A 22,504-nucleotide genomic window follows, 5' to 3' on the forward strand; every position below is an offset into this window, starting at 1 on the left:
CAGATAGGCGCCGCGCGCCGCAGAGACCAGCGTGAAATCCATTTACAAGCCAGCGCTGCCGGGACTAGGCTTTCGGATGGCAGGACCTCCTTCCACGCTGACTTTTCTCTATGAAAAACATGTCCATCAGCAGTTTTCTTGGCACCGGCTTGCTGGGCGTCGACATGGCGGACGATGCCGTGCGCGTGGTCGAGTTGGGACGCCGGCGGGGGAAACTGTCGTGCCGGCATTGCGGCAGCGCCGCGCTGGCCGCAGGAGTGATGCTTGAAGGCAATGTCGAAGATATGGAAGGCATGGCCGATGCCGTGCGCCAGGCATGCCGCGACAGTGGCAGCACCTGCACCCGCGTGGCGTTGGCCATGCCGGCCACGGCCCTGATCACGCATGCGATCCGCCTGCCTGCCGGATTGCCGGAGGAACAGCTGGAAATCCTCGTGGAACTGGAAGCGGCGCAATACATGCCGTTTGCGCTGGAAGACGCCAGTCTGGATTTTGTCATGCTCGGCCCCGCGCCGCCGCTTGCCGGCCAGACCTGCAGCGAGATCGACGTGCTGCTGGTGGCGGCGCGGCGCGCCAGCGTGCAGCGCCGCCTCGATGCGGCCAAGGCGGCCGGCTTGACGCCGGTCATCATGGATAGCGAGGCGCTGGCCTTGCAGGCGGCGCTCGCGCAGGGCGGCTGGCAAGCCTTGTCCGACGGTGGCGTGGCGTACCAGTTGGCCTGGGGCCTGGCCATGCACCGGTACGCCCGATGAAGGCCGTGGCGGAAGCGCCGTGCATCAACCTTTTGCCGTATCGCCAGGTGGCGCGCCGCAAGCGCATTCAGTGGCTGCTGTGGCAACTGGCCGGCGGGGCACTGCTGGGATTGCTGCTGGCCCTGGCGGCAGGCGCCTGGCTGCAACAGCAGCTCGACGCGCAGCTGCGCCGCCAGGAGGACTGGCAACATCGCACGCAGCAAGTCAATGCCGTCCTCGCCGCCGGCAAGCGGGTGCAGGGCGAGACGGCGGCGCTGCTGCAGCGCCAGCAGGCCATTGCCAGTTTGCAAGAGCAACGCCATGCCTGGGTGCGCATGCTGGCGGCCCTGGCCCGGGCGATGCCGGCCGGTGTCGCCTTGCACAGTGTGCGCCAGGAAACGGCGATGGTGCGGCTGCAAGGGCAGGCCGTGTCGCAGGAAAAGGTCGCGGCATTGCTGCTGGCGCTCGAACAGGCCGCGCCCTGGTCCCGCCCGGAAGTGCTGGAAGTGCGCGGCGCGGTTGATGGCGCCGTGGAATGGACGATACGGCTGGCTTTGGCACCCGCTGGACAATCTTAGTCGTGGAGGTTGATCATGCTGAGCTTGAAGACCGCGTCGCTGTGGCCGCTACCGGCGCGCTTCGCTTGCGCCGCCCTGGCCGGTGCGCTGGTGGCTGCGCTGCTGCACGTTGTGTGGCTCGATGGCTTGATGGCCGCCGTGCAGGTGGCGCAAGGCGAGGAGGGGCGCTTGCGCACCGATTATCTGGCGGCGCAGGCCAGGGCGAAGCGGTTGCCGCAGTGGCGCGCGCAGCAGCGCCAGGCCGGCGCCGAACTGGCCCTGCTGGAACAGCAATTGCCGGACCAGCAAGCGATGGCGGCACTGTTGACGGACATTAACGCCGCTGGCCAGGCGCGCGGACTGCAATTTTCACTGTTCAAGCCCGGTGCTGCGCGGCCGCAAGCGCCTTATGTCGCCTTGCCGATCGCCATACAGTTGCGCGGTGGCTATCACGCCATGGGTGCGCTGCTGGCGGACCTGGCGCGCTTGCCGCGCATCGTCACCGTGCATGCGCTGGCCCTGACCCTTGGCAAGGACCGCTTGCTGACCCTCGATGCCGTGCTGCAAGCGTATCGCTTGCCCGAAGCGGGGGAGCTGGCGGCGCAAGCGGCATTGCCGCCCAAGGCGGGCGCGCCCGCAGTGACACCAACTTGGCGTCCGCTTGCCGCTGTCGCGCCGCATCCCTACGAAGCGGCCGCCCTGGCCGATCCATTTAATGCCTTGCCGCCGGTGCCCTGTCGGCAGCGGGGCGTGGCGGGGCCAGATCTGCGGCGTGTGCGCGAGCCGCTGGAAAGCGTGGCTTTGCCGGCCATCAGCATGGTTGGCAGCGTGCAACAGGATGGGCGCCTGAGCGCATTGCTGCTGGCGGGCCAGCGCGTGTACCGGGTGGCGGTGGGGCAGTACTTGGGACAAGACCACGGTGTGGTGACGGACATCAGCGAACAGGCCGTGCAGTACCGCGAATTGCTGCGCGACGGCCGAGGTCCCTGGCGCGAGCGGCGCGGTAGCCTGGCCTTGCAGGTAGCGGCGGCTGCTCCGAAGGCCAGCCTGCCCGAGGCGGCGCCATGAGGCCGCGCCGCATGCTCCTGGTCGCCATGCTGTGTCTGCATGCCTGCGGTCTTGCCCAGGAAGCCGTGGTGCAGGTGACGGCGCCGCGCCTGTATGCGGGCGACAAAATCTCCGTTGATTTCCAGAACGTGGGCGTGCGCGCGGCCCTGCACATCCTGGCCGATGCGTCGGGGCAAAACATCATCGCCAGCGACAGCGTGGCCGGCAATGTGACCGTGCGCCTGCGCGACTTGCCGTGGGACCAGGCGCTCGACGTGCTGCTGCAGGCCAAGGGCCTGGACATGCGGCGCAATGGCAACGTGCTGTGGATCGCGCCGCGTGAGGAAATTCTCGCGCGCGAAAAGCTGGAGCTGGAGCAGCGCGCGCAGATCGCGGAACTCGAACCGTTGCAATCAGCCATTTTCCAGCTCAATTACCAGAAGGCCGAAGCGTTCCGCACCGTGTTCGGCCTCGATGCGGGGGAAGGGCGCAGCCGGCTGCTGTCGCGCCGTGGCAGCGTGCTGATCGAGCCGCGCACGAATCAGCTGTTCGTCACCGACGTGCCGGCGCGCCTGGAGCAGATCCGCCAGCTGATCGCCAAGACGGATATTCCAACGCGCCAAGTGATGATCGAGGCGCGCATCGTCGAGGCGAACGACAGTTTCAGCCGCAACCTGGGCGCGCGCCTGGGTTTTACGGACCAGCGCCTGGCTGCGGGCCAGTTGCCCGGCTTTTCCCTGGGCGGCAGCGGGCGCCGCGCGGCCATCGGCGGCAGCTACCAGGGCGTGGGCGAGGCGACGGGGCAAACGGTGGCAGGCAGCGGCGCTTTCGTGCCGAACACGCAATTCGTCAACTTGCCGGCCGCCAGCATCAATGGCTTGCAGCCGGCCAGTTTCGCCCTGAGCCTGTTTTCGGCGGCCGCCAACCGCTTCCTGAACCTGGAACTGTCGGCGCTGGAAGCGGACGGCCGGGGCAAGATCATTTCCAGCCCCCGCGTGGTGACGGCCGACAAGGTGCTGGCGCTGATCGAACAGGGCATCGAACTGCCGTACCAGGTAGCCACCAGCAGCGGCGCCACGTCGATCACGTTCCGCAAGGCGAATCTGCGCCTGGAAGTGACGCCGCAAATCACGCCGGACGGCAACGTGGTGCTGGAAGTGGACGTCAACAAGGATAGCGTGGGTCAGGAAACCCGTTCCGGCTTTGCCATCGACACCAAGCACGTGCGTACGCAAGTGATGGTGGAAGATGGCGGCACGGTGGTGCTGGGCGGTATTTATCAGCAATCCGAACGGGGCACGGACAGCAAGGTACCGATTCTTGGCGACATTCCCGTACTCGGTGTTTTTTTCCGCAGCACGGGCCGCAGTCAAGAAAAAACGGAACTAATGGTGTTTATTACGCCGAAAATAGTGGCAGATCAGCCAGCAACACGTTAATGTCACATCTTTACGTTTAAGTAACAATGCAAACGAAAGCGGACTGATGGCGACTATGCGGAATGTATCTTGGGGCAACACTTATTGGAGTGGGGTATCGAACTGGCTGGTCTTGCTGGCTCTGAGCACTGTACTGGCCGCCTGTGGCGGCGGTGGCGGCGATCCGACCCTGGGCGTCAAGGATGGCGCGAATGCCGGTGTCGGCAGCGTGGTACTGGTGGCTGGCGCAACAACGATTGTGGCATCGGGCGCGGACGGCACGGAAGTTGTGCTGACGGCAGTAGTGAAAAATCCCGGCAATAATGCCATGGCAGGCCAGACGGTGACCTTTACCGCCGGTTCCGGCACCATCAGCAACACCAACCGCGTGACGGATGCCAATGGCACGGTGACGGAAAAACTCAGCGTGAAAGGCGATGCGAGCTTGCGCGACATTACCATCAAGGCCAGCAGCAGCGGCGTCGAGTCGGCGCCCGTGGTGGTGAAAGTGGTGCCAGTCACCTCCGGCATTGCCAGCTTGCTGCTGACGTCTTCCGGTGGCACCCTGGCGTCGTCGGGCGGTACCGCCGTCAACATGATCGCCTTTGTCAAAGACGCCAACAATGCCGTCGTGCCCAATGCCAGCGTGACATTCAGTGCCGATTCGGGCGCGCTGGGTGCGACGAAGGTCAATACCAATGCGCAGGGACAGGCACTGGTCAGCCTGAACACGGGTGGCGACGCCAGCTTGCGCACGATCAAGGTCACGGCCAGCGCAGGTGAGCAGACGGCCAGCACGGACATCGGCGTCAGCGGTACCCGGCTGGTCATCAGTGCCTTTTCGACGGTGAACCTGAAGACGAGCACCGACATGGTGGTGAAGCTGGTCGATTCGAGCGGCAATCCCCTCGTTGGCAAGCCGGTGACCTTCAGCGCCCGCAGCAATGCCATCACGGTCAAGGGCGGCGGCGCCAGTCCCGCGCTGACGGACAACAACGGCCAGCTGGTGTTGAGCTACAACGCTCAGGCGGGCAGCAGCGACAGCATCAGCGTCAAGGCGCAAGGTGACAGCGTCGTGTTGCCCATTGTAATTAATGCATCGAACTTCACGATCAATGCCGTGTCGGGAGGCAATGTTGCCTTGGCGACCTTGAACACGAACACCTGCTATGCGGTGACGGTGCATAGCGATGTGGCTGGCGTGCCACAAACGGGCAATGTGCGTTTCAGCACGTCGCGCGGCGCCATCTATCAGGACGCGACCTGCGGCACGCCATTGCAGGCGCCGCTGGCGCTGGTGGGTGGCAATGCCATCGCTTACGTAAAGGCCAGCGGCGCCGGCCTGACCGCCCTCACGGCGAAGTACGAAGACAGCGGCGCCTCGGTGCAGTCGGAAGTGGAGTTCGTTGCACCACTGACGGCCCAGGCCACGATCAGCCTGCAAGCCGATCCGGCGGTCATCGGCGCCAATACGGCCGGCAGCACGGCGCAGCGCAGCGCCTTGCGCGCCATCGTGCGCGATGGCACGGCAGAAAACAACCTGGTCAAGAACGCACAGGTGAGCTTCTCGATCCAGACCGACGCCAGCAATGGTTCCCTGAGTTCGCCTTCGCTGGTCTCCACCGATAGCGATGGTGTGGCCACGGTCAGCTACATCGCGGGGCAGGGCACCACCGGTGTCGATGGCGTCGTTGTCAAGGCGCAGCTGCAGGGCGTGTCGAGCAATGCGGCCACGGTCAAGCTGACGGTGACGAAAAAATCGCTGTTCATCAGCGCCGGCAGCGGCAATGCGCTCGACGCCTCCGACAGCAGCACCTACCGCAAGACGTATAGCGTGTTTGTGACGGATGCCGCCGGCAACCCCGTGCCGGACGTGATCATCACGGCCGCCGCCTGGCCACGCTATTATTACAAGGGCTATCTGCAATATTCCCAGGCTGCCCAGTCGTGGGTGGTGGCGGCCGCGCTGAAGTGCGACAATGAAGACCGGGACCGCAGCGGCGCCTTCAATCCGAATAACGACCTCAATCTGAATGGCCGTCTGGACCCGGGTATTCCGCTCAATCTGTCGACCGGCGGCAAGACCGACAGCTCGGGAACGGCGCTCGTCACCCTGACTTATCCGCGCGACAGGGCCAACTGGCTGGACGTCGAATTGACGATTCGCGGCAATAGTTCCGGGACGGAGGCAACTTATGTCGGTTACACTTTGCTTCCGGGGCTGGCGACGGACTTTAACCGCGTGGATATTTCACCGCCAGGCGTCATTAGTCCGTATGGGCAAGCCACTGATTGTCGTAATCCAAATTAACTGTCGCAGCACATGCAAAATCTGTTTTTAGTAGGCCTCATGGGCGCAGGCAAAACCACGATCGGGCGCATCCTGGCCCGCAAGCTGGGCTTGCGCTTTGTCGATTCCGACCACGAAATCGAAGCACGCACGGGAGCGACCATCCCGTGGATCTTTGAAATCGAGGGCGAGGCCAGCTTTCGCCGGCGCGAAGCCGAGGTCATCCGTGACCTGAGCGCCCAGGAAGGCATCGTCATGGCCACCGGTGGCGGGGCCATCCTCAACGCCGACAGCCGCGCCTACCTGAAGGAGCGGGGCACGGTCGTGTACCTGCGCGCCAGCGTCAGCAACATCCTCGCGCGCACCAGCCACGACAAGAACCGCCCCCTGTTGCAGACGGCCGACCCGCGCCGGAAGCTGGAAGAATTGACGGCACAGCGCGAGCCCCATTACATGGAAGTGGCCGACATTGTGATCGACACGGGCCGTCCTAACGTACAATCGATGGTCCAGACCATCCTGATGCAGCTGGCCAGCCTCGAATGCGAGGCCTCGCCCAACTGCGTCATTCATGCAGAGCCTTCGATGAACGAGCAATCCAAAATGTTGTTGAGCGTAGACCTCGACGAACGCAGTTATCCGATCGCCATCGGTCCTGGTCTCCTGGCCGACGCCGATGCGCTGCTGCGCCATATCAGCGGCCACAAGGTGGCCATCGTCACCAATACCACGGTCGCGCCGCTGTACCTGGGCCGCCTGCAGGCGGCGCTGGCCAGCGATGGCCGCGAAGTGATCAGCATCGTCCTGCCGGACGGCGAAGAATATAAAAACTGGGCCAGCCTGATGCAGATCTTCGACGCGCTGCTGGCCAACAAATGCGACCGCAAGACCACCCTGGTGGCGCTGGGCGGCGGCGTGATCGGCGACCTGACCGGCTATGCGGCAGCGAGCTACATGCGCGGCATCGGCTTCGTGCAGGTGCCTACCACCCTGCTGGCGCAGGTCGATTCCTCCGTCGGCGGCAAGACGGGCATCAACCACCCTCTGGGCAAGAACATGATCGGCGCCTTCTACCAGCCGCGCGCCGTGATCGCCGACACCTCGACCCTGGAAACCCTGCCGGCGCGCGAGCTGTCGGCGGGCCTGGCCGAAGTGATCAAGCATGGCGCCATCATCGACGCCGCGTTTTTCGACTGGATCGAGGCGAACATGGCCAAGCTGATGGCGCGCGACAAGGGCGCCCTCGCGTATGCGATCGCCCGCTCGTGCGAAATCAAGGCTGACGTGGTGCGCCAGGACGAACGCGAAGGCGGCTTGCGTGCCATCCTGAATTTCGGTCACACCTTCGGCCACGCCATCGAGGCCGGCCTGGGCTACGGCCACTGGCTGCACGGCGAAGCCGTCGGCTGCGGCATGGTCATGGCGGCAGACCTGTCGTGCCGCATGGGCTATATCGACGAGGCAGCCGTCGAGCGCGTGCGCAAGCTCGTCGCCGCTGCCGGCCTGCCGGTCAAGGCGCCGGACCTCGGTGTCGAGCGCTGGCTGGAACTGATGGAAGTGGACAAGAAGAACGAGGGCGGCGCCATCAAGTTCATCCTCTTGCAACCGCTGGGCAGCCCGAACATCACGGCCGCGCCGCACGAACTGGTGCTGGCCACCCTGGCCGCCGGAGTGCAATACCATGACGCCCGAAGACTTCCTTGCCCCCTACGCGGCCCACTCGGCACAGGGCCAGGGACGTCGCTTTGATGAAGCGGCACACGCCTCGCGCAGCCAGTTCCAGCGCGACCGCGACCGCATCATCCACTCCTCGGCCTTCCGCCGTCTCGAATACAAGACGCAGGTTTTCCTCAACCACGAGGGAGACCTGTTCCGCACGCGCCTGACGCACAGCCTGGAAGTGGCGCAGGTGGGGCGTTCGATCGCGCGCAACCTGCGCCTCAATGAAGACCTGGTGGAAGCCATCGCGCTCGCGCATGACCTGGGCCACACGCCGTTCGGCCACGTGGGCCAGGACGTGCTCAATGAATGCATGCAGGAGCATGGCGGCTTCGAGCACAACCTGCAAAGCCTGCGCGTGGTCGACACCCTGGAAGAGCACTACGGCGCCTTCGATGGCTTGAATCTGATGTTCGAGACGCGCGAAGGCATCCTGAAACACTGCTCGCTGACGCATGCGCGCGAACTGGGTCCCGTGGCGCAGCGCTTCATCGACCGCACGCAACCGACCTTGGAAGCGCAGCTGACCAACCTGGCCGATGAAATCGCCTACAACAGCCACGATATCGACGACGGCCTGCGTTCCGGCCTGATCACCATCGCCCAGCTGGAAGAGGTGGAATTCTTCGGCCGCCTGTGGCGCGACGTGCAGCAGGCGTTCCCCGGCCTGTCGGGCCGGCGCGCCATCTATGAAACCCTGCGCCGCCTGATCACGGCCCTGGCCGACGACCTGATCGTCACCTCGACCGGCCTGATTGCCGATGCCGCGCCGCGTGATGTGAACGAAGTGCGCGCGAGTGCCCCGCTGATCCGTTTTTCGGACGCCATGCGCAAGGACGCGACGGACCTGAAACGCTTTTTACGGGCAAACCTGTACCGCCACTATCAGGTCAACCGCATGCGCGTAAAGGCCAGCCGCATCGTGCGCGAACTGTATGACAGCTTCATGGCCGAACCGGCCCTGCTGCCGCCCGACTATCAGCTCAAGGATGGCGACGTCACGCAGCAGGCGCGCAAGATCGCCGACTACATCGCCGGCATGACGGACCGCTACGCGATCCGCGAGCATCGCCGGCTGTATTCGCTCGACGAGTTGTAACAGTCATTTTGGGGGCAGACCCGCCGGGTCTGCCCCCAGCATTTGCCGTTGGGTTATAAGCGCGTACACCCATCCGACATCCTCTGTCAATTGGCATGATCATCTAGGCCCCCGCACTATCACCCCAATATCCCCGCAGCACCTTCTTTTCTATCATGGCAGCAAGTCAACAAGGGCTTGCCGCCCATAGTCAAGGAGAGTGTCATGATTGAATCGCGCCGCAGTTTCTTGCGCGCCTTGCCAGCCGTAACGATCGGGGCGGCCATCGCGCCGCTGCCAAGCAAGGCGGCCACGAAGGGCGAAGGCGGCCAGCGCTGGGCGATGGTGGTCGATGTGCAGAAGTGCATCGGCTGCCAGGCTTGCACGGTCTCCTGCATCATGGAAAACGCCGTACCGGAAAACAGCTTCCGCACCGTCGTCTCGACCTATGAAGTGAAGGAAGAGAACCGCTGCGGCACCTACATGCTGCCGCGCCTGTGCAACCACTGCGCCAATCCTCCCTGCATTCCCGTCTGTCCCGTAGGCGCCACCTTCCAGCGCAAGGATGGCGTCGTCGTCGTCGATGGCGACCGCTGCGTGGGCTGCGCCTACTGCGTGCAAGCGTGTCCGTACGACGCGCGCTTCATCAACCACGAGACGGGCAAGGCCGACAAATGCACGTTCTGTGCGCACCGCGTCGACGAAGGCTTGCTGCCGGCCTGCGTGGAAACCTGCGTGGGCGGCGCGCGCATCTTTGGCGACCTCAATGACCCTGAAAGCCTGGTGCACCAGCTGCTCACCGAGAACAAGGTGAAGGTACTCAAACCCGAGCAGGGCACCCAGCCCCACGTATTTTATTTGGGACTGGACACGCGCTTCGCCGGCCACGTCGAAGGCGAAGCGACTCTTTGGCAACCGAGCAAACACGGGAAATAAACCATGGACAGCCACATCACCGAAATTGTCAACGTCACGCGCGAAGCGGCATGGCTGCCGTGGGCGGTGCAGTATTTTTTCCTCATCGGCCTCAGTTACGGCAGCTTCATGCTGACCTTGCCGTACTTCGTCTTCGGCCGCAAGGCGTATGAACGCCTGGGGCGCATCGCGCTGCTGGCGTCCCTCGTGTGCGGCATGACGGCGCCCGTGGCGCTGCTGGCCGACCTGCACGGGCCGGGCCGCTTCTACCATTTCTATATTTACTTCCAGCCGCAATCGTGGATGTCGTGGGGCTCGTTCTTCATTCCCCTGTACCTGGGCTGTCTGATGCTGTACGCGTGGCTGGCGCTGCGCGTGGATTTTGCCACGCGAGGGCAGGGACATGACCGACTTGCCTTTGCCTATCGCCTGCTGGGGCGGGGTGGCGCCGCTTCCTTGCGCGCCATCCGCATCGCCGCCGCTTGCACCTTGCTGGCTGCTTTCGCCGTGGGCCTGTACACGGGGATGGAAGTGATGGTGGTGCGTGCCCGTCCCCTGTGGTTCACGCCCTTCCTGCCGGCGCAATTTGCGGCCACGGCCTTTGTTGGCGCCGTGGGCCTGGCGCTGCTGTTCAACCGCTTCCTGCCGGGCCGCGAGCAGGCGCTGGAAGTATCGCTGAACCGCGCGCTGGCCCTTTCGCTGGCGCTGGTGCTGGCCCTGGGCGGCGGCTGGCTGTTCGTGAGTCTCTCTGGCGTGAGCGCCAGCCACAGCATGGCGTTCACCCAGGTAGCGGGCATGCCGCAATGGCAGTTCACGGCTGTCTGGGCCGTGCTGTCGTCCATCGTGCCGATGGCCCTGGCCATCTGGCGCCCGGCCACGAGTGGCCTGGTCAACGGCCTGATCGCGCTGCATAGCGCCTGGATGATGCGCTGGACGATTTTCATCGGCGGCCAGACGATCCCGAAAACGGGCGCCGGCCTGTACGACTACCACCTGCCGATGGGGAATGATGGCTTGATGGGGATTATCGGCACGGCCGGCCTGTGGATCGCGCTGCTGTTGCTGATGCTGGAATTTTTGCCATGGGCCGGACGCATGCTGCGCAGCCGCCCCGCCGTGGCCACGCACTGAGGAGTTAGAAATGAACGAACACACACACGACGACGTCCCTGAAGACGACAATGAAAAACGCCGCAAGCTGCTGCGCTATGGCGCCATCGGCGGTGGCCTGGCTGCGTTTGCCGCCAGTTTTTCCACCACGGCCGGCCGCATGGTCGACCACGCACTGGGCAAAGACAGGCCTGTGCAGAAACTGCACGGCAATTCGCTGCCGCCCGAATTTTCCGTCGACACGGCCACGGGCAAGCTGACCGTCAATCCGGACCAGCAGGTCAGCTACACCATGTGCATGGGCTGCACCACGTTTTGCGGCGTGCGCGTACGCCTCGATAAAAAAAGCGGCAAGGTCTTGCGCGTGGCCGGTAATCCGTACAGCCCCCTGTCGGCCGACCCGGCGCTGCCGTACCAAACGTCGATACGCGACAGCTTTGTCTCTCTGTCGCGCTTCCAGGAAAAGGGCTTGAAGGGCCGCTCGACGGCTTGCGGCCGCGGCAACGGCGTGCTGGAACAGATGGAGTCGCCATTCCGCGTGCTGGCGCCCATGAAGCGCGTGGGCCCGCGCGGCGGCGGCCAGTGGGAGCCGATCGCCTTTGATCAGTTGGTCAAGGAAGTGACGGAAGGCGGCGACCTGTTTGGCGAAGGCCACGTGCAGGGCTTGCGCGCCTTGCGCGAGCTGGAAAAACCGATCGATCCGGCGCAGCCGGAATTGGGCCCGCAAGTCAATCAGGTGGGCTTGATGTGCAGCACGGACGATGGCCGCCTGGCGTTCGGCACGCGCTTTTTCAAGCAGTCGTACGGCAGTCTGAACCTGGTCAACCACGGCTCGTATTGCGGCGGCGCCTACCGCAGCGGCTCGGGCGCCATGTTTGGCGACATGAAGAAAATGCCGCATGCGAAAGTGGACCTGGAAAACACGGAGTTCTGCATTTTCGTCGGCACGGCGCCGGGCAACGCGGGCAACCCGTTCAAGCGCCAGGGCACTTTGATCGCGAAAGCCCGCTCGGGCAAGCGCGACTTCAGCTACGTCGTCGTCGACCCCGTGCTGACGAATGCCGACAGCCTGGCTGCGGGTGACCGCAGCCGCTGGGTGCCGATCAAGCCGGGCACGGACGGCGCGCTGGCCATGGCCATGATCCGCTGGATCATCGAGCACGAACGCTATGACCGCAACTTCCTCGTGCAGCCGAACCTGAAGGTGGCGGAAGCGGCGGGCGAGGCCGCCTGGTGCAACGCCACGCATCTGATCATCAACGAAAAGGGCCATCCTCGCGATGGCCGCTACCTGCGCGCGTCGGACATCGGTGCGGTGGATCTGGCGGAAGAAGAGCGTTACAAGGATGGCGACGCCTACTGCGTGATCGACGCCGCCACGCAAGCCATCGTGCCGCACAACGCAGCCAAGGGCGAGGCGCGCCTGTTTTTCGATGGCCCGCTGGACGTGGCCGGCGCGCCGCTGCACCTGAAGACAGCGATGACGATGCTCAATGAAGAAGCGCAGCGCCACAGCATGGATGACTACGCGGCCGCCTGCGGCATCGCGCGCGACATCATCGAAGGGCTGGCGCAGGAACTGACCAGCCACGGCAAGCGCGCGGCCGTCAATGCGCACGGCGGCATGATGTCGGGCGCCGGCTTTTACAACGCGTATGCGCTGGTCATGCTCAATACCCTGATCGGCAATTTGAACCGCAAGGGCGGCACCCTCGTCAATGGCGGCAGCTTCAAGGATGCGGGACCCGGTCCGCGCTATAACCTCGAGAGTTTTGACGGCGAGATCAAGGCGGCCGGCATGCCGATCGGGCGCAATGTGCCGTATGAAAAAACCTCGGAATTCAAGCTGAAGAAAGAAGCGGGCAAGGCGTATCCGGCCAGGGCGCCGTGGTATCCGAACGCGCCCGCGCTGGCCACCGAATGGCTCACCAGCGCCATGAACGGCTATCCGTACACCTTGAAGGCGCTGATACTGTGGAGCTGTAATCCCGTCTACGGTATCACGGGCTTGCGCGCGCAGATCGGCAAGGAGCTGGCCGATCCGAAGAAGATTCCCCTGATCGTCGCCATCGACCCCTTCATCAATGAAAGCTCGGCCTTTGCCGACTACCTGCTGCCCGATACCTTGCTGTATGAAAGCTGGGGCTGGGCTGGCGCCTGGGGCGGCATGCCCGTCAAAATGAGCACGGCGCGCTGGCCCGTGGTCGAACCGCGCGTGCAAAAGACGCCGGACGGCCAGACCATCTGCATGGAATCGTTCTTCATCGCGCTGGCAAAAACGATGGCCTTGCCCGGTTTCGGCCCGGACGCCTTGCAAGACATGGATGGCCAGCGCTTTCCCCTGCAGCGCGCGGAAGACTGGTATCTGCGCGGCGGCGCCAACATCGCCTGGCAAGGAAAAACGTCCGTGCCTGACGCGAGCGACGACGACATCGACCTGTCCGGCGTGGCGCGCATCCGTCCCGAGCTGGAACGTACCCTGAAGCCGGAAGAGTGGCGCAAGGTGGCCTTCATGCTGGCGCGGGGAGGGCGCTACCAGAGCTATGGCGAGATGTTCGGCCTGCGCCTGCCGCCGCCCGCGAACCCCAAGGCGCCGGCTGTTCCTGCACCCGTGACCGACGAATCGCCGTATCCGCAGGACTGGTCCACGCACCGTTACCTGAAACCGATGATGCTGTACAACGAGGGCCTCGGCGTGAGCAAGAACAGCTTGAGCGGCAAGCGTTTCCCTGGTACGCCCGCGTGGCGAGTGGCGGCGTTCGCCGATGGCACGCCCGTGCGCAAGGCCTATCCGGCCAGCGAATGGCCATTCGAACTGATCAGCTTTAAATCGGCGCTGCAAAACTCGTACAGCATCGGCGCGCGGCGCTTGCGCGGTATCCATCCGGACAACCCGGTCGCCGTGCACCCCGACGACGCGGCCCGTTTGAAGCTGCAAAATGGCGACGTGATTTACCTGGAAACGCCGGGTGGCAAGGCCAGGGCGACGGTGATGCTGCGCCACGGCGTGCAGCGCGGCGTGATCGCCATCGAACACGGTTTCGGCCACAAGGAGCACGGCGCGCGCGCCCACCGCATCGGCAAGTTGCGCCAGCCCGACGAACCGGCCATCGGCGCGGGCATTAACCTGAACGACCTGGGATTGACGGACCCTAGCCGCGGCGACAAGAACGTTTTTGTCGATCCCGTCTCGGGTACGGCGGTGCGGCAGGGGCTGCCGGCGCGGATTATTCGTTGAGAAGCAGGCTCGAACCTTTTACCCCAAGGTCGTAACGGCCGGGGTCAGACCCGGCGGGTCTGACCCCGGTTAAATTTCCCCACCAGCCATCAGCAGCCGGGCCACCTCGGCTGCTGAATGCAGGCCCAGTTTTTCCATCGTGTTATGGCGGTGCACCTGCACCGTCTTGTCGCTGATGCCCAGTTCGCGGGCAATGACTTTCGATGCTTTGCCTTCGGCCATCAGCAGCGCCACTTCGCGTTCGCGTGCCGTCAATGTCGCCAATGCTGCCTGTGCCGTATTTGTGCTGGCGGCGCTGCGGCTTTCTTCCACGCTGCGGGCCACGGCGCGCGAGACGGCGTCCAGCAGCACCTGGTCCTTGCATGGCTTTTCCAGAAAATCGCAGGCGCCTGCCTTCATCGTCTGCACGGCCATGGCCAGGTCGCCGTGGCCGCTGAGGAAAATCACTGGCAGCGCGATGGCGTGGCGTGATAGTTCCTGCTGCAGTTCCAGCCCGCTCATCAAAGGCATGCGCACGTCGAGCAGCAAGCAGCCGGGCGCATGGCCTTCATAGCGCTGCAGGAAATCGCGCGCCGACTCGAACGTTGCCACTTTCCATCCGGCTGAATCGAACAGATAGGCCAGCGAGCGGCGCATGGCCGCGTCGTCGTCGACGACAAAGATGATCGCATCGCTTTCATTCATGGTGTTTCCTCTTGGTTTTCCTTGTGCGCTTCCATAGCCGTATCTTCGGGCAGGCGGAACCAGACCGTCAAGCCTGGCGCATCGGCGTTGGCGTGCGCCGACAGGCTGCCGCCGAACGATTCGATGATGCTTTTGCTGAGCGACATGCCCAGTCCCAGGCCTTCGGCCTTGGTGGTAAAGAACGGTTCGAACAATCGCGCCATCTGCGCCGCTGGCAGGCCGCATCCCGCATCGCGCACGGCCACCGTGCAGGCGCCGTTTTCACGGTGCAGCAGCACGCCGATCGGATGCTGCGGATTGCCGTTTTCCACCTGCGCATCGAGCGCATTTTTCAGCAGATTGAGCAGCACCTGCTGTACTTGCTGCGGGTCGGCCAGCACGCGCAGCTCAAGATTGCTGCCGTCGTGGTTCCAGCTGATATGGGCGTGCGGGTGGGCCGCACGGAACAGCGATACGGCTTGCTCGACGGCGTCGGCCAGGACGAAGGCCGTGCTGTGCGCGGGACGTTTTTGCGCCATCGCGCGGATGTGGCGGATGATGGCGCCCGCGCGTTCGCTTTGCGTGGCGATTTCCTGCGCGCCGTCGAGCAGGGGCGCCGCGTCGAGCCGGCCCGCCGTGATGCGGCGCGCCATGCCGCGCGCGAAATTGCCGATGGCCGCCAGCGGCTGGTTCAATTCGTGCGCGATGGCGCTGGCCATTTCGCCCAGGATCGCCAGGCGTGCCGTGTGGTCGAGCGTGGCCTGGCGCTGGCGCGCCTGTTCTTCCAGCGCGCGCTGCTGGTGCTGGGCCGCGCGCAATTGCTCCGTGCGCCGGCTGACCAGGTATTCCACGCGCACCGTGTGCACGGCCCAGGCCACGAGCAGGGCCAGCACAAGCAGCATCCAGCCCCAGTAGCGACGCAGCGCCGTCTCGAACGTCAGCTTGTCCAGATAGGCGTAGGGGCCGATGTGCAAGTCGCGGAACAGTTCATCGACGATCTGGTAATCGCTGGGCACTGTCCAGCTGTAGCCTTCACCGGTGCGCGGCATGGCCAGCAGGGCCTGCGCCACTTTTTTCGCCAGCGCGGGCGGCGTCTGGCGCAGGGCCACGAAGGGCCAGTCCGGATACAGCCGCGACGAGCTGGCGCAGCGAAAGCCGGGTATCGGGCGCGTCGTGATCACGCGCAGTTCCTCGGCCCGCACTTCGCCGCGCGCCACCATCTGCTCGAGCAGGCAAGTGCGCACGATGCCCGCATCCATATGCCCGGACCTTACGGCGTCGACGATCTGCTGCGAGGGAAAGCCGCTGTAGCGCAGGCTGGCAAAATCGTGCGTGGGATCGATGCCCGCTTCGCGCAGTTCGCGCGCGGCGATCTGGTAGCCGCCAAAGGCGTCGGGCGCCACGGCCATCACATTCTTTCCCGCCAGGTCGGCCAGGTCATGCAGCGGCGACGCGCTGCGCACGACGATGGCCGAGCCGATGGCCTGGCGCGGCGAGTCCGTCCATGGCGATTCCAGGGTGGCGATGCGGCTGGCGCCGTCGCTGTGTTCGAGCGCTACATAGTGGCCGCTGCTGGTGATGGCGAAGGCGATCGCTTGCGATTGCACGGCGCGCGTCAGGCCCGCCTGGTCGTAGTCGGCCAGGATGAAACGGATGCCGGGAATGCTGGCCTGCAGATGGCGCGTAACGTACGACCAGTCCTGCTGCACGGCATCGCCGCCCTTGTAGGCGAGTACGCCTATTCTGACTTCCGGCAGCGCCGTGTCGGCATGCACTGGCGAGAACAGGATCGCCAGCGCCAGTACGGCAAGCCTGCGCACTAAAACATGCTGCGCTGCGCCGAACGCGCATCGCCGAACAGGTCCAGCAGCAGTTTCTTGATCGGTGCAGGCAGCGGCGCATCGGCGATTTTCGCGCCGTCGTACCAGACGTGCGTCGCTTCTCCTGCCAGCGCCAGACGGCGCGCCACGGTGATGCGGCAGGGGACGATGTGCAGCTTGTAGTGGGTGAAGACGTGGACGATGGGCAGCAGCCGTTCCTGCGATTCGATTTCGCCGAACGGCGCTACGGCGCGCGCCAGCGCATCCTGGTCGATGTCGCGCGGACAGTCCTCGCCGGCCAGCACGTGGCCATCGAGTTCGGGCAGGGACAGCAAGCCGCCCCAGATGCCCGAACCGGGACGCTGTTCCAGCAGCACCTGGCCATCGTCGATGATGACGAGCATGACGGCGTGTTTTTCCGGGCTGGTTTTCTTCGGTTTACGCACAGGTAAGTCTTTAACCCGATGGGTGGCGTAGGCCACGCAGCGGGGCTGCAGCGGGCAGCGGCCGCAATCGGGGCTGCTGCGCGTGCACAGGGTGGCGCCGAAGTCCATCAGGCCCTGCGTGTAGGCTTCGATGCCGGTTTCAGGCAGCAGCGCTTCGGCGCGGCGCCACATGGCTTCCTCGACCCGCTTTTCGCCGGGATAGGCGTCGATGCCAAACGTGCGCGCGAACACGCGCTTGACGTTGCCATCCATGATGGCAGCGCGCGTGCCGCTGGAAAACGCGGAGATGGCGGCGGCCGTCGAGCGGCCGATGCCGGGCAGGTCGGCCAGCAGGGCCGGGTCGCTGGGGAACACGCCGTCGTATTCGGCCACCACGCGCTGCGCGCACTTGTGCAGGTTGCGCGCCCGCGTGTAGTAGCCTAGGCCGCTCCACTGCGCCATCACGTCTTCGACGGGCGCGCTAGCGAGGTCGCGCAGGGTGGGGAAACGTTCGAGGAAGCGCGCGTAGTAGCCGAGGACGGCGGTGACCTGCGTTTGCTGCAGCATGATTTCGGACAGCCAGATCAGGTAGGCATCACGCGTGTTTTGCCAGGGCAGCGCGTGGCGGCCATGCTGCTTTTGCCAGGCGATGACGGTGGCGGAAAAAGTCGGGTCGACATAATCTTCAAAAGGTGCCGTGCCCATGGCGGGCGAGAGCGGATGCAGCAAACGTTTCATGCAGGATTCCAGTGTTCTGTTGTCTATGTTGCGCTGGCCGCGCGCAAAGTGGCCAGCAATTGCGCCAGCTGCGCCTTGTCGCGTTCGAGCGCCGCCAGGCTGGCTTCGAAGCCGGCGATTTTCTGTTCCAGGCTGCCCGTCGCGTCGTGGATGCGCTGGATCGAGGCGAAGCGCAGTTTCAGCTGTTCCTTGTACTCGACGATCTGCGCTTCGAGCGGCGCCATGATGACTTTCAGCCAGGCGCTGGCGTCGTCATTGGCGTTGGTGAAACTGCGGCGCACGCGCGAGGCGATGGTGTCGAAGAATTTTTCCATCAGCACGACGCGGCTGGTGGTGAGCAGGGTCGCCGTGCCGAACTGCTTATGGTAGACGGCTTCGATGTCGGCGATCTCCTGGCGGTAGCGGACCAGCGAAAACGGCATCGGCAAGGCCAGCGCCAGGCCATGTTCGGAGGCGAATTTGCGGTACATCACGTTCATCATTTCCGTGATCTCGGCCGTCTTGCCTTCCGAGCGGTCCAGGTTGCTGGCGATGCGCTCGAAATACTGGCGTACGGCTTCGCGCAAGCCCGTGAAAAAGCGGCTGCGCTGCATGGCGGCGCGCACGCCGTCGATATCGTCGCGCACGATGTCCATGCCCAGGCTCGTGTACAGCTCCGTCGACAGGCGGGTAAACACGGCGCGCGTCGCCTGCAGCTTGAACAGGCTGCTGTCGAACTCCTTCTTCTCGATATCGATGCGCCGCATCATGTGCGCGATCACGCTCTGGTTCTTGCCGCGCAGGCTGTGCAGTTCGTGCAGCTGCTCGGCGATGCCGCGCGCGCGGGCCGCCGCCTGCACCTGCTGCGCCGCCTCGATGGCGTCCAGGTCGAACGCCAGCTGGCGCCGGATGATGTCCTTGCGCGCGGGGATCAGCTCCTCGAACAGGGCCGTCTCCAGCGGCAGCAAGCGGCTCTTTTCCAGGAGCGCCGCATCGTCGTTGATCTTGCCCACGAGGGCCTTTTGCGCCGAGACGGGAAACACCTGGCTCGCGTCGAGTGTCAACAGATGCGCCACGCTGGCCTGCTGGCGTTCGATCGCCTGCGCCACCTCGGCATCGCCGCGCAATTCGTCCCACATGCTGTCGATCTTGTTGAGCACCACCAGGCGCCCCGCACCGGCGCCGATATGGTTGCGCCATACCTCGATATCGCTGCGCGTGACGCCCGTGTCGGCTGCCAGGATGAACAGCACCGCGTGCGCATTCGGGATCAGGTTCAGGGTCAGTTCAGGTTCCGTGCCGATGGCGTTCAGGCCCGGCGTGTCGAGGATCACCAGGCCCTGTTTCAGCAGCGGATGGGGGAAGTTGATGATGGCGTGGCGCCACATGGAGATTTCCACCTGGCCGTCCTCGTCGAGCATGGCGGGGGCATCCGCGTCGTCGGCGTCGTACAGGCCGTAGCGCGCCGCTTCCTCGACGCTGACTTTTTTCGTCAGGCTGACCTGGCGGATCGCTTCCTGCATGTCGCCGCCCGCCTCGATGTTCAGGGGCAGGACGGTCCAGGCGGCGGGCAGGTCGCGGTAGTCGCTGGTCGACAGGTTCTGCGCGCGCGTCTCGATGGGCAGCAGCCGGATCGATGGCGGCCAGGCCGCGTCGTACAGCAGCTCGGTGGGGCACATGGTGGTGCGGCCCGCGCCCGATGGCAGAATGCGCTGGCCGTAGCCGGCAAAGAAGATGGCGTTGATCAGCTCGGATTTGCCGCGCGAGAATTCCGCCACGAAGGCGACGGATAAACGGTCATCGAGCAGGCGGGAACCACAGCGCGCCAGGCGCAGCGCGGAGGCGCCGTCGACCAGGCCTGCCGCGCTGGCGGCTTGCCGGTATGCCTGCAAGGCGGCCTGCACGTCCTGCCGCCATGCGCTGTACTGTTCCAGGTCTCTGACCATCTGCTCCCCTTTACCCATGACTTACTTTTGACAGTTCACGCAGTAGAACGTGGAACGCTGTCCCTGCACGATCTGGCGTATCGGCGCGCCGCACACGCGGCAGGGCTTGCCCGCGCGGTTGTACGTGAAATACGTCTGCTGGAAGTAGCCGGACTGGCCGTTCACGCCGATGAAGTCGCGCAGGGTGCTGCCGCCTTGCACGATGGCTTCGGCCAGCACGTCGCGGATCGCTTGCGCCAGTTTCTCATAGCGGGCCAGCCCGATGCGCCGCGCTGGCGTCTTCGGGTTGATCCCCGCGCGGAACAGGCTTTCGGAACAATAGATATTGCCCACGCCGACGACGATGTCGCCCGCCATCAGCACCTGCTTGATGTTGGTGCCCTTGTTGCGCGTTTTTTCGAACAGCAGCTGGCCCGTGAAGCCGCCTTCCAGCGGTTCCGTGCCCAGGCCGCGCAGCAGCGCGTGGCCGTCCAGCGGGCCGTCGGCCTCGTCGTGCCACAGCACGGCGCCGAAGCGGCGCGGATCCGTCATGCGCAGCACCTGGCTGCCGCCGTCCGCGTCTTCCACGACGAGGTCGAAATGGTCGTGCTTTTGCGCTTCCGTCCCCGTCGGCAGCACGCGCAAATGGCCCGACATGCCCAGGTGGATGATCAGGGTGCCGTGGCGGAAGTGGATCAGCAGGTATTTGCCGCGCCGACCCGTCAGGCCGATGGTTTGCCCCGACAATTGTTCGCCCAGAGCAGGGGGGAAGGGCCAGCGCAAGCCGTCGCGGCGCAGCACGACGGAGCGCACGGCGCGCCCTTCGAGGTGGGGCGCGACACCGCGCCGTGTGACTTCGACTTCTGGCAATTCTGGCATAGGGCTCGAATGGTTGAAAACCGGGTAAAAAAACAGGAGGCTTGCAGGCCGAGGACTGGCCCTGGCAAGCTACGCCGCCACGACGTATATATTTCGTTACATACGTGAAGTACGCGATAGCCGCGTTGGGCGTAGAATCAAACTTTGCCGTTTAGCCAGGATCAGCCTTTGAAAAACGCTTTCGCCATTGTAACCTTGTCCGCCCTGATGGCCACGCATGCCATGGCACAGACGCCTGTCGCCCCTGCCGATGCCGCGGCCAGCCCCTCTGCGTCCGCGCCCGCCGCGCCGCAGGAGGAGGGCGCCGAGTCCAAGGTGGACGCCAAGGCGGACGGCTTGCCCAAGGTCGAATTGAGCAGCGACCTGCTGTACAAGCTGACCCGCGCAGAAATGGAATTCAAGAGCGGCCAGTGGCAAGGGCCGTACGTGACGATGATGGTGGCAGCGCAGCAGACGCGCGACCCGCGCCTGGCGCGCCGCGCTTCCGAAATGGCGCTGGCCGCCAAGCAGGGCAGCGAAGCGCTGGCGGCCATCCGCCTGTGGCGCGAGCTGGCGCCCGACTCGGACGAGGCAACGCAATTCTTCCTCGGCTTCGTCGTCCTGACCGACAAGATCGAGGAAGCGGAACCGATCTTCGCCGAACGCCTGGCCAATGCGCCGGGTGGCGCGCGTGGCGTGGCCCTGTTCCAGATGCAGCAGATTTTGTCGCGCTCGAATGACAAGCTGTATGCCTATTCGATGATGACGCGCCTGGTGCAGCCTTACCTGGACATGTTCGAAGCGCACCTGGTGCTGGCGCAGGGCGCCTTGTCGCTTGGCGAGCGTGACCGCGCCATCCGTGAAGCGAACAAGGCGCTGGCCATCAAGCCGAACTCCGAACTGGCCGCGCTGACCCTGGCGCAGGTGACGGGCGAACCCGAGGCGGCAAACAAGGTGCTGGCCACGTTCCTGCAAAAGAATCCGGACGCCGTCGAAGTGCGCGGCGCGTATGCGCGCCTGCTGGTCGAGCAAAAGCAGCTGGAGCCGGCGCGCGAACAGTTCCTGCTGCTGCTGAAAAGCCAGCCCGATAACGTGGGCGGCCTGTACGCGCTCGGCATCGTGGCGCTGCAGCTGGAAGACACCAAGGGCGCGGAGCAGTACTTCAAGCGCTTCCTGGCCGTGCTGGAAAAAAATCCTGGCGATACGCGCGATCCGTTCAAGGCCCTGATGATACTGTCGCAGATCGCCGAGACGCGTGGCGACACGGCCGGCGCCATCGCCTGGCTGGACAAGGTCGACAACAGCGCGTCGGCCGGCTATGTCGAGGCGCGCTTGCGCCGCGCCCAGCTGATCGCCCGTGGCGGCAATCTTGATGCGGCGCGCAAGGCGCTGACGGAAATCGAAACGGACGATCCGGCTAGCCAGGCGCAGGTGCTGCTGGTCGACGCGCAATTCCTGCGCGACGCCGGCTACGTGCAAAGCGCGTACACGGTGATGGAAAACGCCTTGCTGCGCTTCCCCGACAATCCGGAACTGCTGTACGACTACGCCTTGCTGGCCGAGCGCCTGGATAAATTCGAGCTGATGGAAGCGAGCCTGCGCCGCGTGATGGCGCTGGCGCCCGACAACCAGCACGCGTACAACGCGCTCGGTTATTCGCTGGCCGAACGGGGCCTGCGTCTGGAAGAAGCCCATGCGCTGATCGAGAAAGCCTTGCAGATGGCGCCCGGCGACCCCTTCATCATGGACAGCATGGGCTGGGTACAATTCCGCATGGGTAACCTGGCCGCTGCGGAAAACGCGTTGCGCCGCGCCTATGCCGTGCGCAGCGACCCGGAAATCGCCGTCCACCTGGGCGAAGTGCTATGGCAGAAGGGCGACAAGGCCGAAGCGCAAAAGCTGTGGCGCGAGGCGCAAAGCAAGGACCCGAAAAACGATGCGCTGAAAAGTACGCTGGCGCGCTTGAATGTCAGTTTGTGAGCGAATCGATTAA

15 protein-coding genes and 1 pseudogene are annotated in these 22,504 nt (G+C 64.7%); 11 read left to right on the forward strand and 5 right to left on the reverse strand.

The features are described 5' to 3' along the window. The first annotated feature begins 119 nt into the window (after positions 1-119). From pilM to AC4BCN_RS03730, 10 genes and pseudogenes are all read left to right on the forward strand, one after another. Complete coding sequence (gene pilM, locus AC4BCN_RS03685) at positions 120-752, forward strand: pilus assembly protein PilM (protein WP_189396682.1); 633 nt, start codon at positions 120-122, stop codon at positions 750-752. Beyond that, positions 749-1,309: a PilN domain-containing protein gene (locus tag AC4BCN_RS03690; RefSeq protein ID WP_490492584.1), complete on the forward strand. Its 561-nt coding sequence runs from the start codon at positions 749-751 to the stop codon at positions 1,307-1,309. The genes pilM and AC4BCN_RS03690 overlap by 4 nt, the downstream gene beginning before the upstream one ends. 15 nt (positions 1,310-1,324) lie before the next feature. Beyond that, the gene (locus AC4BCN_RS03695) at positions 1,325-2,356 is read left to right on the forward strand and encodes a pilus assembly protein PilP (RefSeq protein ID WP_490492585.1); all 1,032 of its coding nucleotides are present in this window, start codon (positions 1,325-1,327) and stop codon (positions 2,354-2,356) included. A gap of 92 nt (positions 2,357-2,448) precedes the next feature. After that, positions 2,449-3,774, forward strand: a pseudogene (locus AC4BCN_RS03700) (type IV pilus secretin PilQ); the annotation flags it as partial. Between the two features lie 112 nt (positions 3,775-3,886). Further along, positions 3,887-6,064 (forward strand): Ig-like domain-containing protein, encoded by a 2,178-nt coding sequence (locus AC4BCN_RS03705; protein ID WP_490492586.1) that lies wholly within the window; start codon positions 3,887-3,889, stop codon positions 6,062-6,064. Between the two features lie 39 nt (positions 6,065-6,103). Beyond that, positions 6,104-7,792: a bifunctional shikimate kinase/3-dehydroquinate synthase AroKB gene (gene aroKB / locus AC4BCN_RS03710; protein WP_490492587.1), complete on the forward strand. Its 1,689-nt coding sequence runs from the start codon at positions 6,104-6,106 to the stop codon at positions 7,790-7,792. Further along, positions 7,725-8,861, forward strand: coding sequence for a deoxyguanosinetriphosphate triphosphohydrolase (locus AC4BCN_RS03715; protein WP_485880373.1), 1,137 nt, complete (start codon positions 7,725-7,727; stop codon positions 8,859-8,861). Before aroKB ends, AC4BCN_RS03715 begins: the two co-directional genes overlap by 68 nt. 204 nt (positions 8,862-9,065) lie before the next feature. Next, on the forward strand, positions 9,066-9,776 hold the full coding sequence (gene dsrO / locus AC4BCN_RS03720) for a sulfate reduction electron transfer complex DsrMKJOP subunit DsrO (RefSeq protein ID WP_051991383.1): 711 nt from the start codon (positions 9,066-9,068) through the stop codon (positions 9,774-9,776). 3 nt (positions 9,777-9,779) lie between these two features. Further along, positions 9,780-10,886 carry an NrfD/PsrC family molybdoenzyme membrane anchor subunit gene (gene nrfD / locus AC4BCN_RS03725; RefSeq protein ID WP_490492588.1) on the forward strand — a complete coding sequence of 369 codons (1,107 nt, stop codon included), beginning with the start codon at positions 9,780-9,782 and terminating at the stop codon, positions 10,884-10,886. 10 nt (positions 10,887-10,896) lie between these two features. After that, entirely contained in the window at positions 10,897-14,103 is a 3,207-nt protein-coding gene (locus AC4BCN_RS03730; RefSeq protein ID WP_490492589.1) for a molybdopterin dinucleotide binding domain-containing protein, read from the forward strand. 69 nt (positions 14,104-14,172) lie between these two features. Here the strand turns inward: AC4BCN_RS03730 and AC4BCN_RS03735 are convergent, their stop codons facing one another. The 5 genes from AC4BCN_RS03735 to mutM are packed head-to-tail and all read right to left on the reverse strand — an operon-like array spanning position 14,173 to position 20,532. Further along, positions 14,173-14,787: a response regulator transcription factor gene (locus AC4BCN_RS03735; protein WP_490492590.1), complete on the reverse strand. Its 615-nt coding sequence runs from the start codon at positions 14,785-14,787 to the stop codon at positions 14,173-14,175. Continuing rightward, positions 14,784-16,586 (reverse strand): sensor histidine kinase, encoded by a 1,803-nt coding sequence (locus AC4BCN_RS03740; RefSeq protein ID WP_490492591.1) that lies wholly within the window; start codon positions 16,584-16,586, stop codon positions 14,784-14,786. The genes AC4BCN_RS03735 and AC4BCN_RS03740 overlap by 4 nt, the downstream gene beginning before the upstream one ends. Then, positions 16,586-17,749: an A/G-specific adenine glycosylase gene (gene mutY / locus AC4BCN_RS03745; RefSeq protein ID WP_490492592.1), complete on the reverse strand. Its 1,164-nt coding sequence runs from the start codon at positions 17,747-17,749 to the stop codon at positions 16,586-16,588. The genes AC4BCN_RS03740 and mutY overlap by 1 nt, the downstream gene beginning before the upstream one ends. A gap of 23 nt (positions 17,750-17,772) precedes the next feature. Continuing rightward, complete coding sequence (locus tag AC4BCN_RS03750; RefSeq protein WP_490492593.1) at positions 17,773-19,674, reverse strand: dynamin family protein; 1,902 nt, start codon at positions 19,672-19,674, stop codon at positions 17,773-17,775. Positions 19,675-19,695: 21 nt separating this feature from the next. After that, entirely contained in the window at positions 19,696-20,532 is an 837-nt protein-coding gene (mutM, locus tag AC4BCN_RS03755; RefSeq protein ID WP_046681687.1) for a bifunctional DNA-formamidopyrimidine glycosylase/DNA-(apurinic or apyrimidinic site) lyase, read from the reverse strand. Positions 20,533-20,700: 168 nt separating this feature from the next. Between mutM and AC4BCN_RS03760 the strand changes: the two genes are divergently transcribed. Beyond that, positions 20,701-22,491 (forward strand): tetratricopeptide repeat protein, encoded by a 1,791-nt coding sequence (locus AC4BCN_RS03760; RefSeq protein ID WP_490492594.1) that lies wholly within the window; start codon positions 20,701-20,703, stop codon positions 22,489-22,491. The last annotated feature ends 13 nt before the right edge of the window (positions 22,492-22,504 follow it).

The organism is Janthinobacterium sp. Bl 1 (assembly GCF_058215535.1).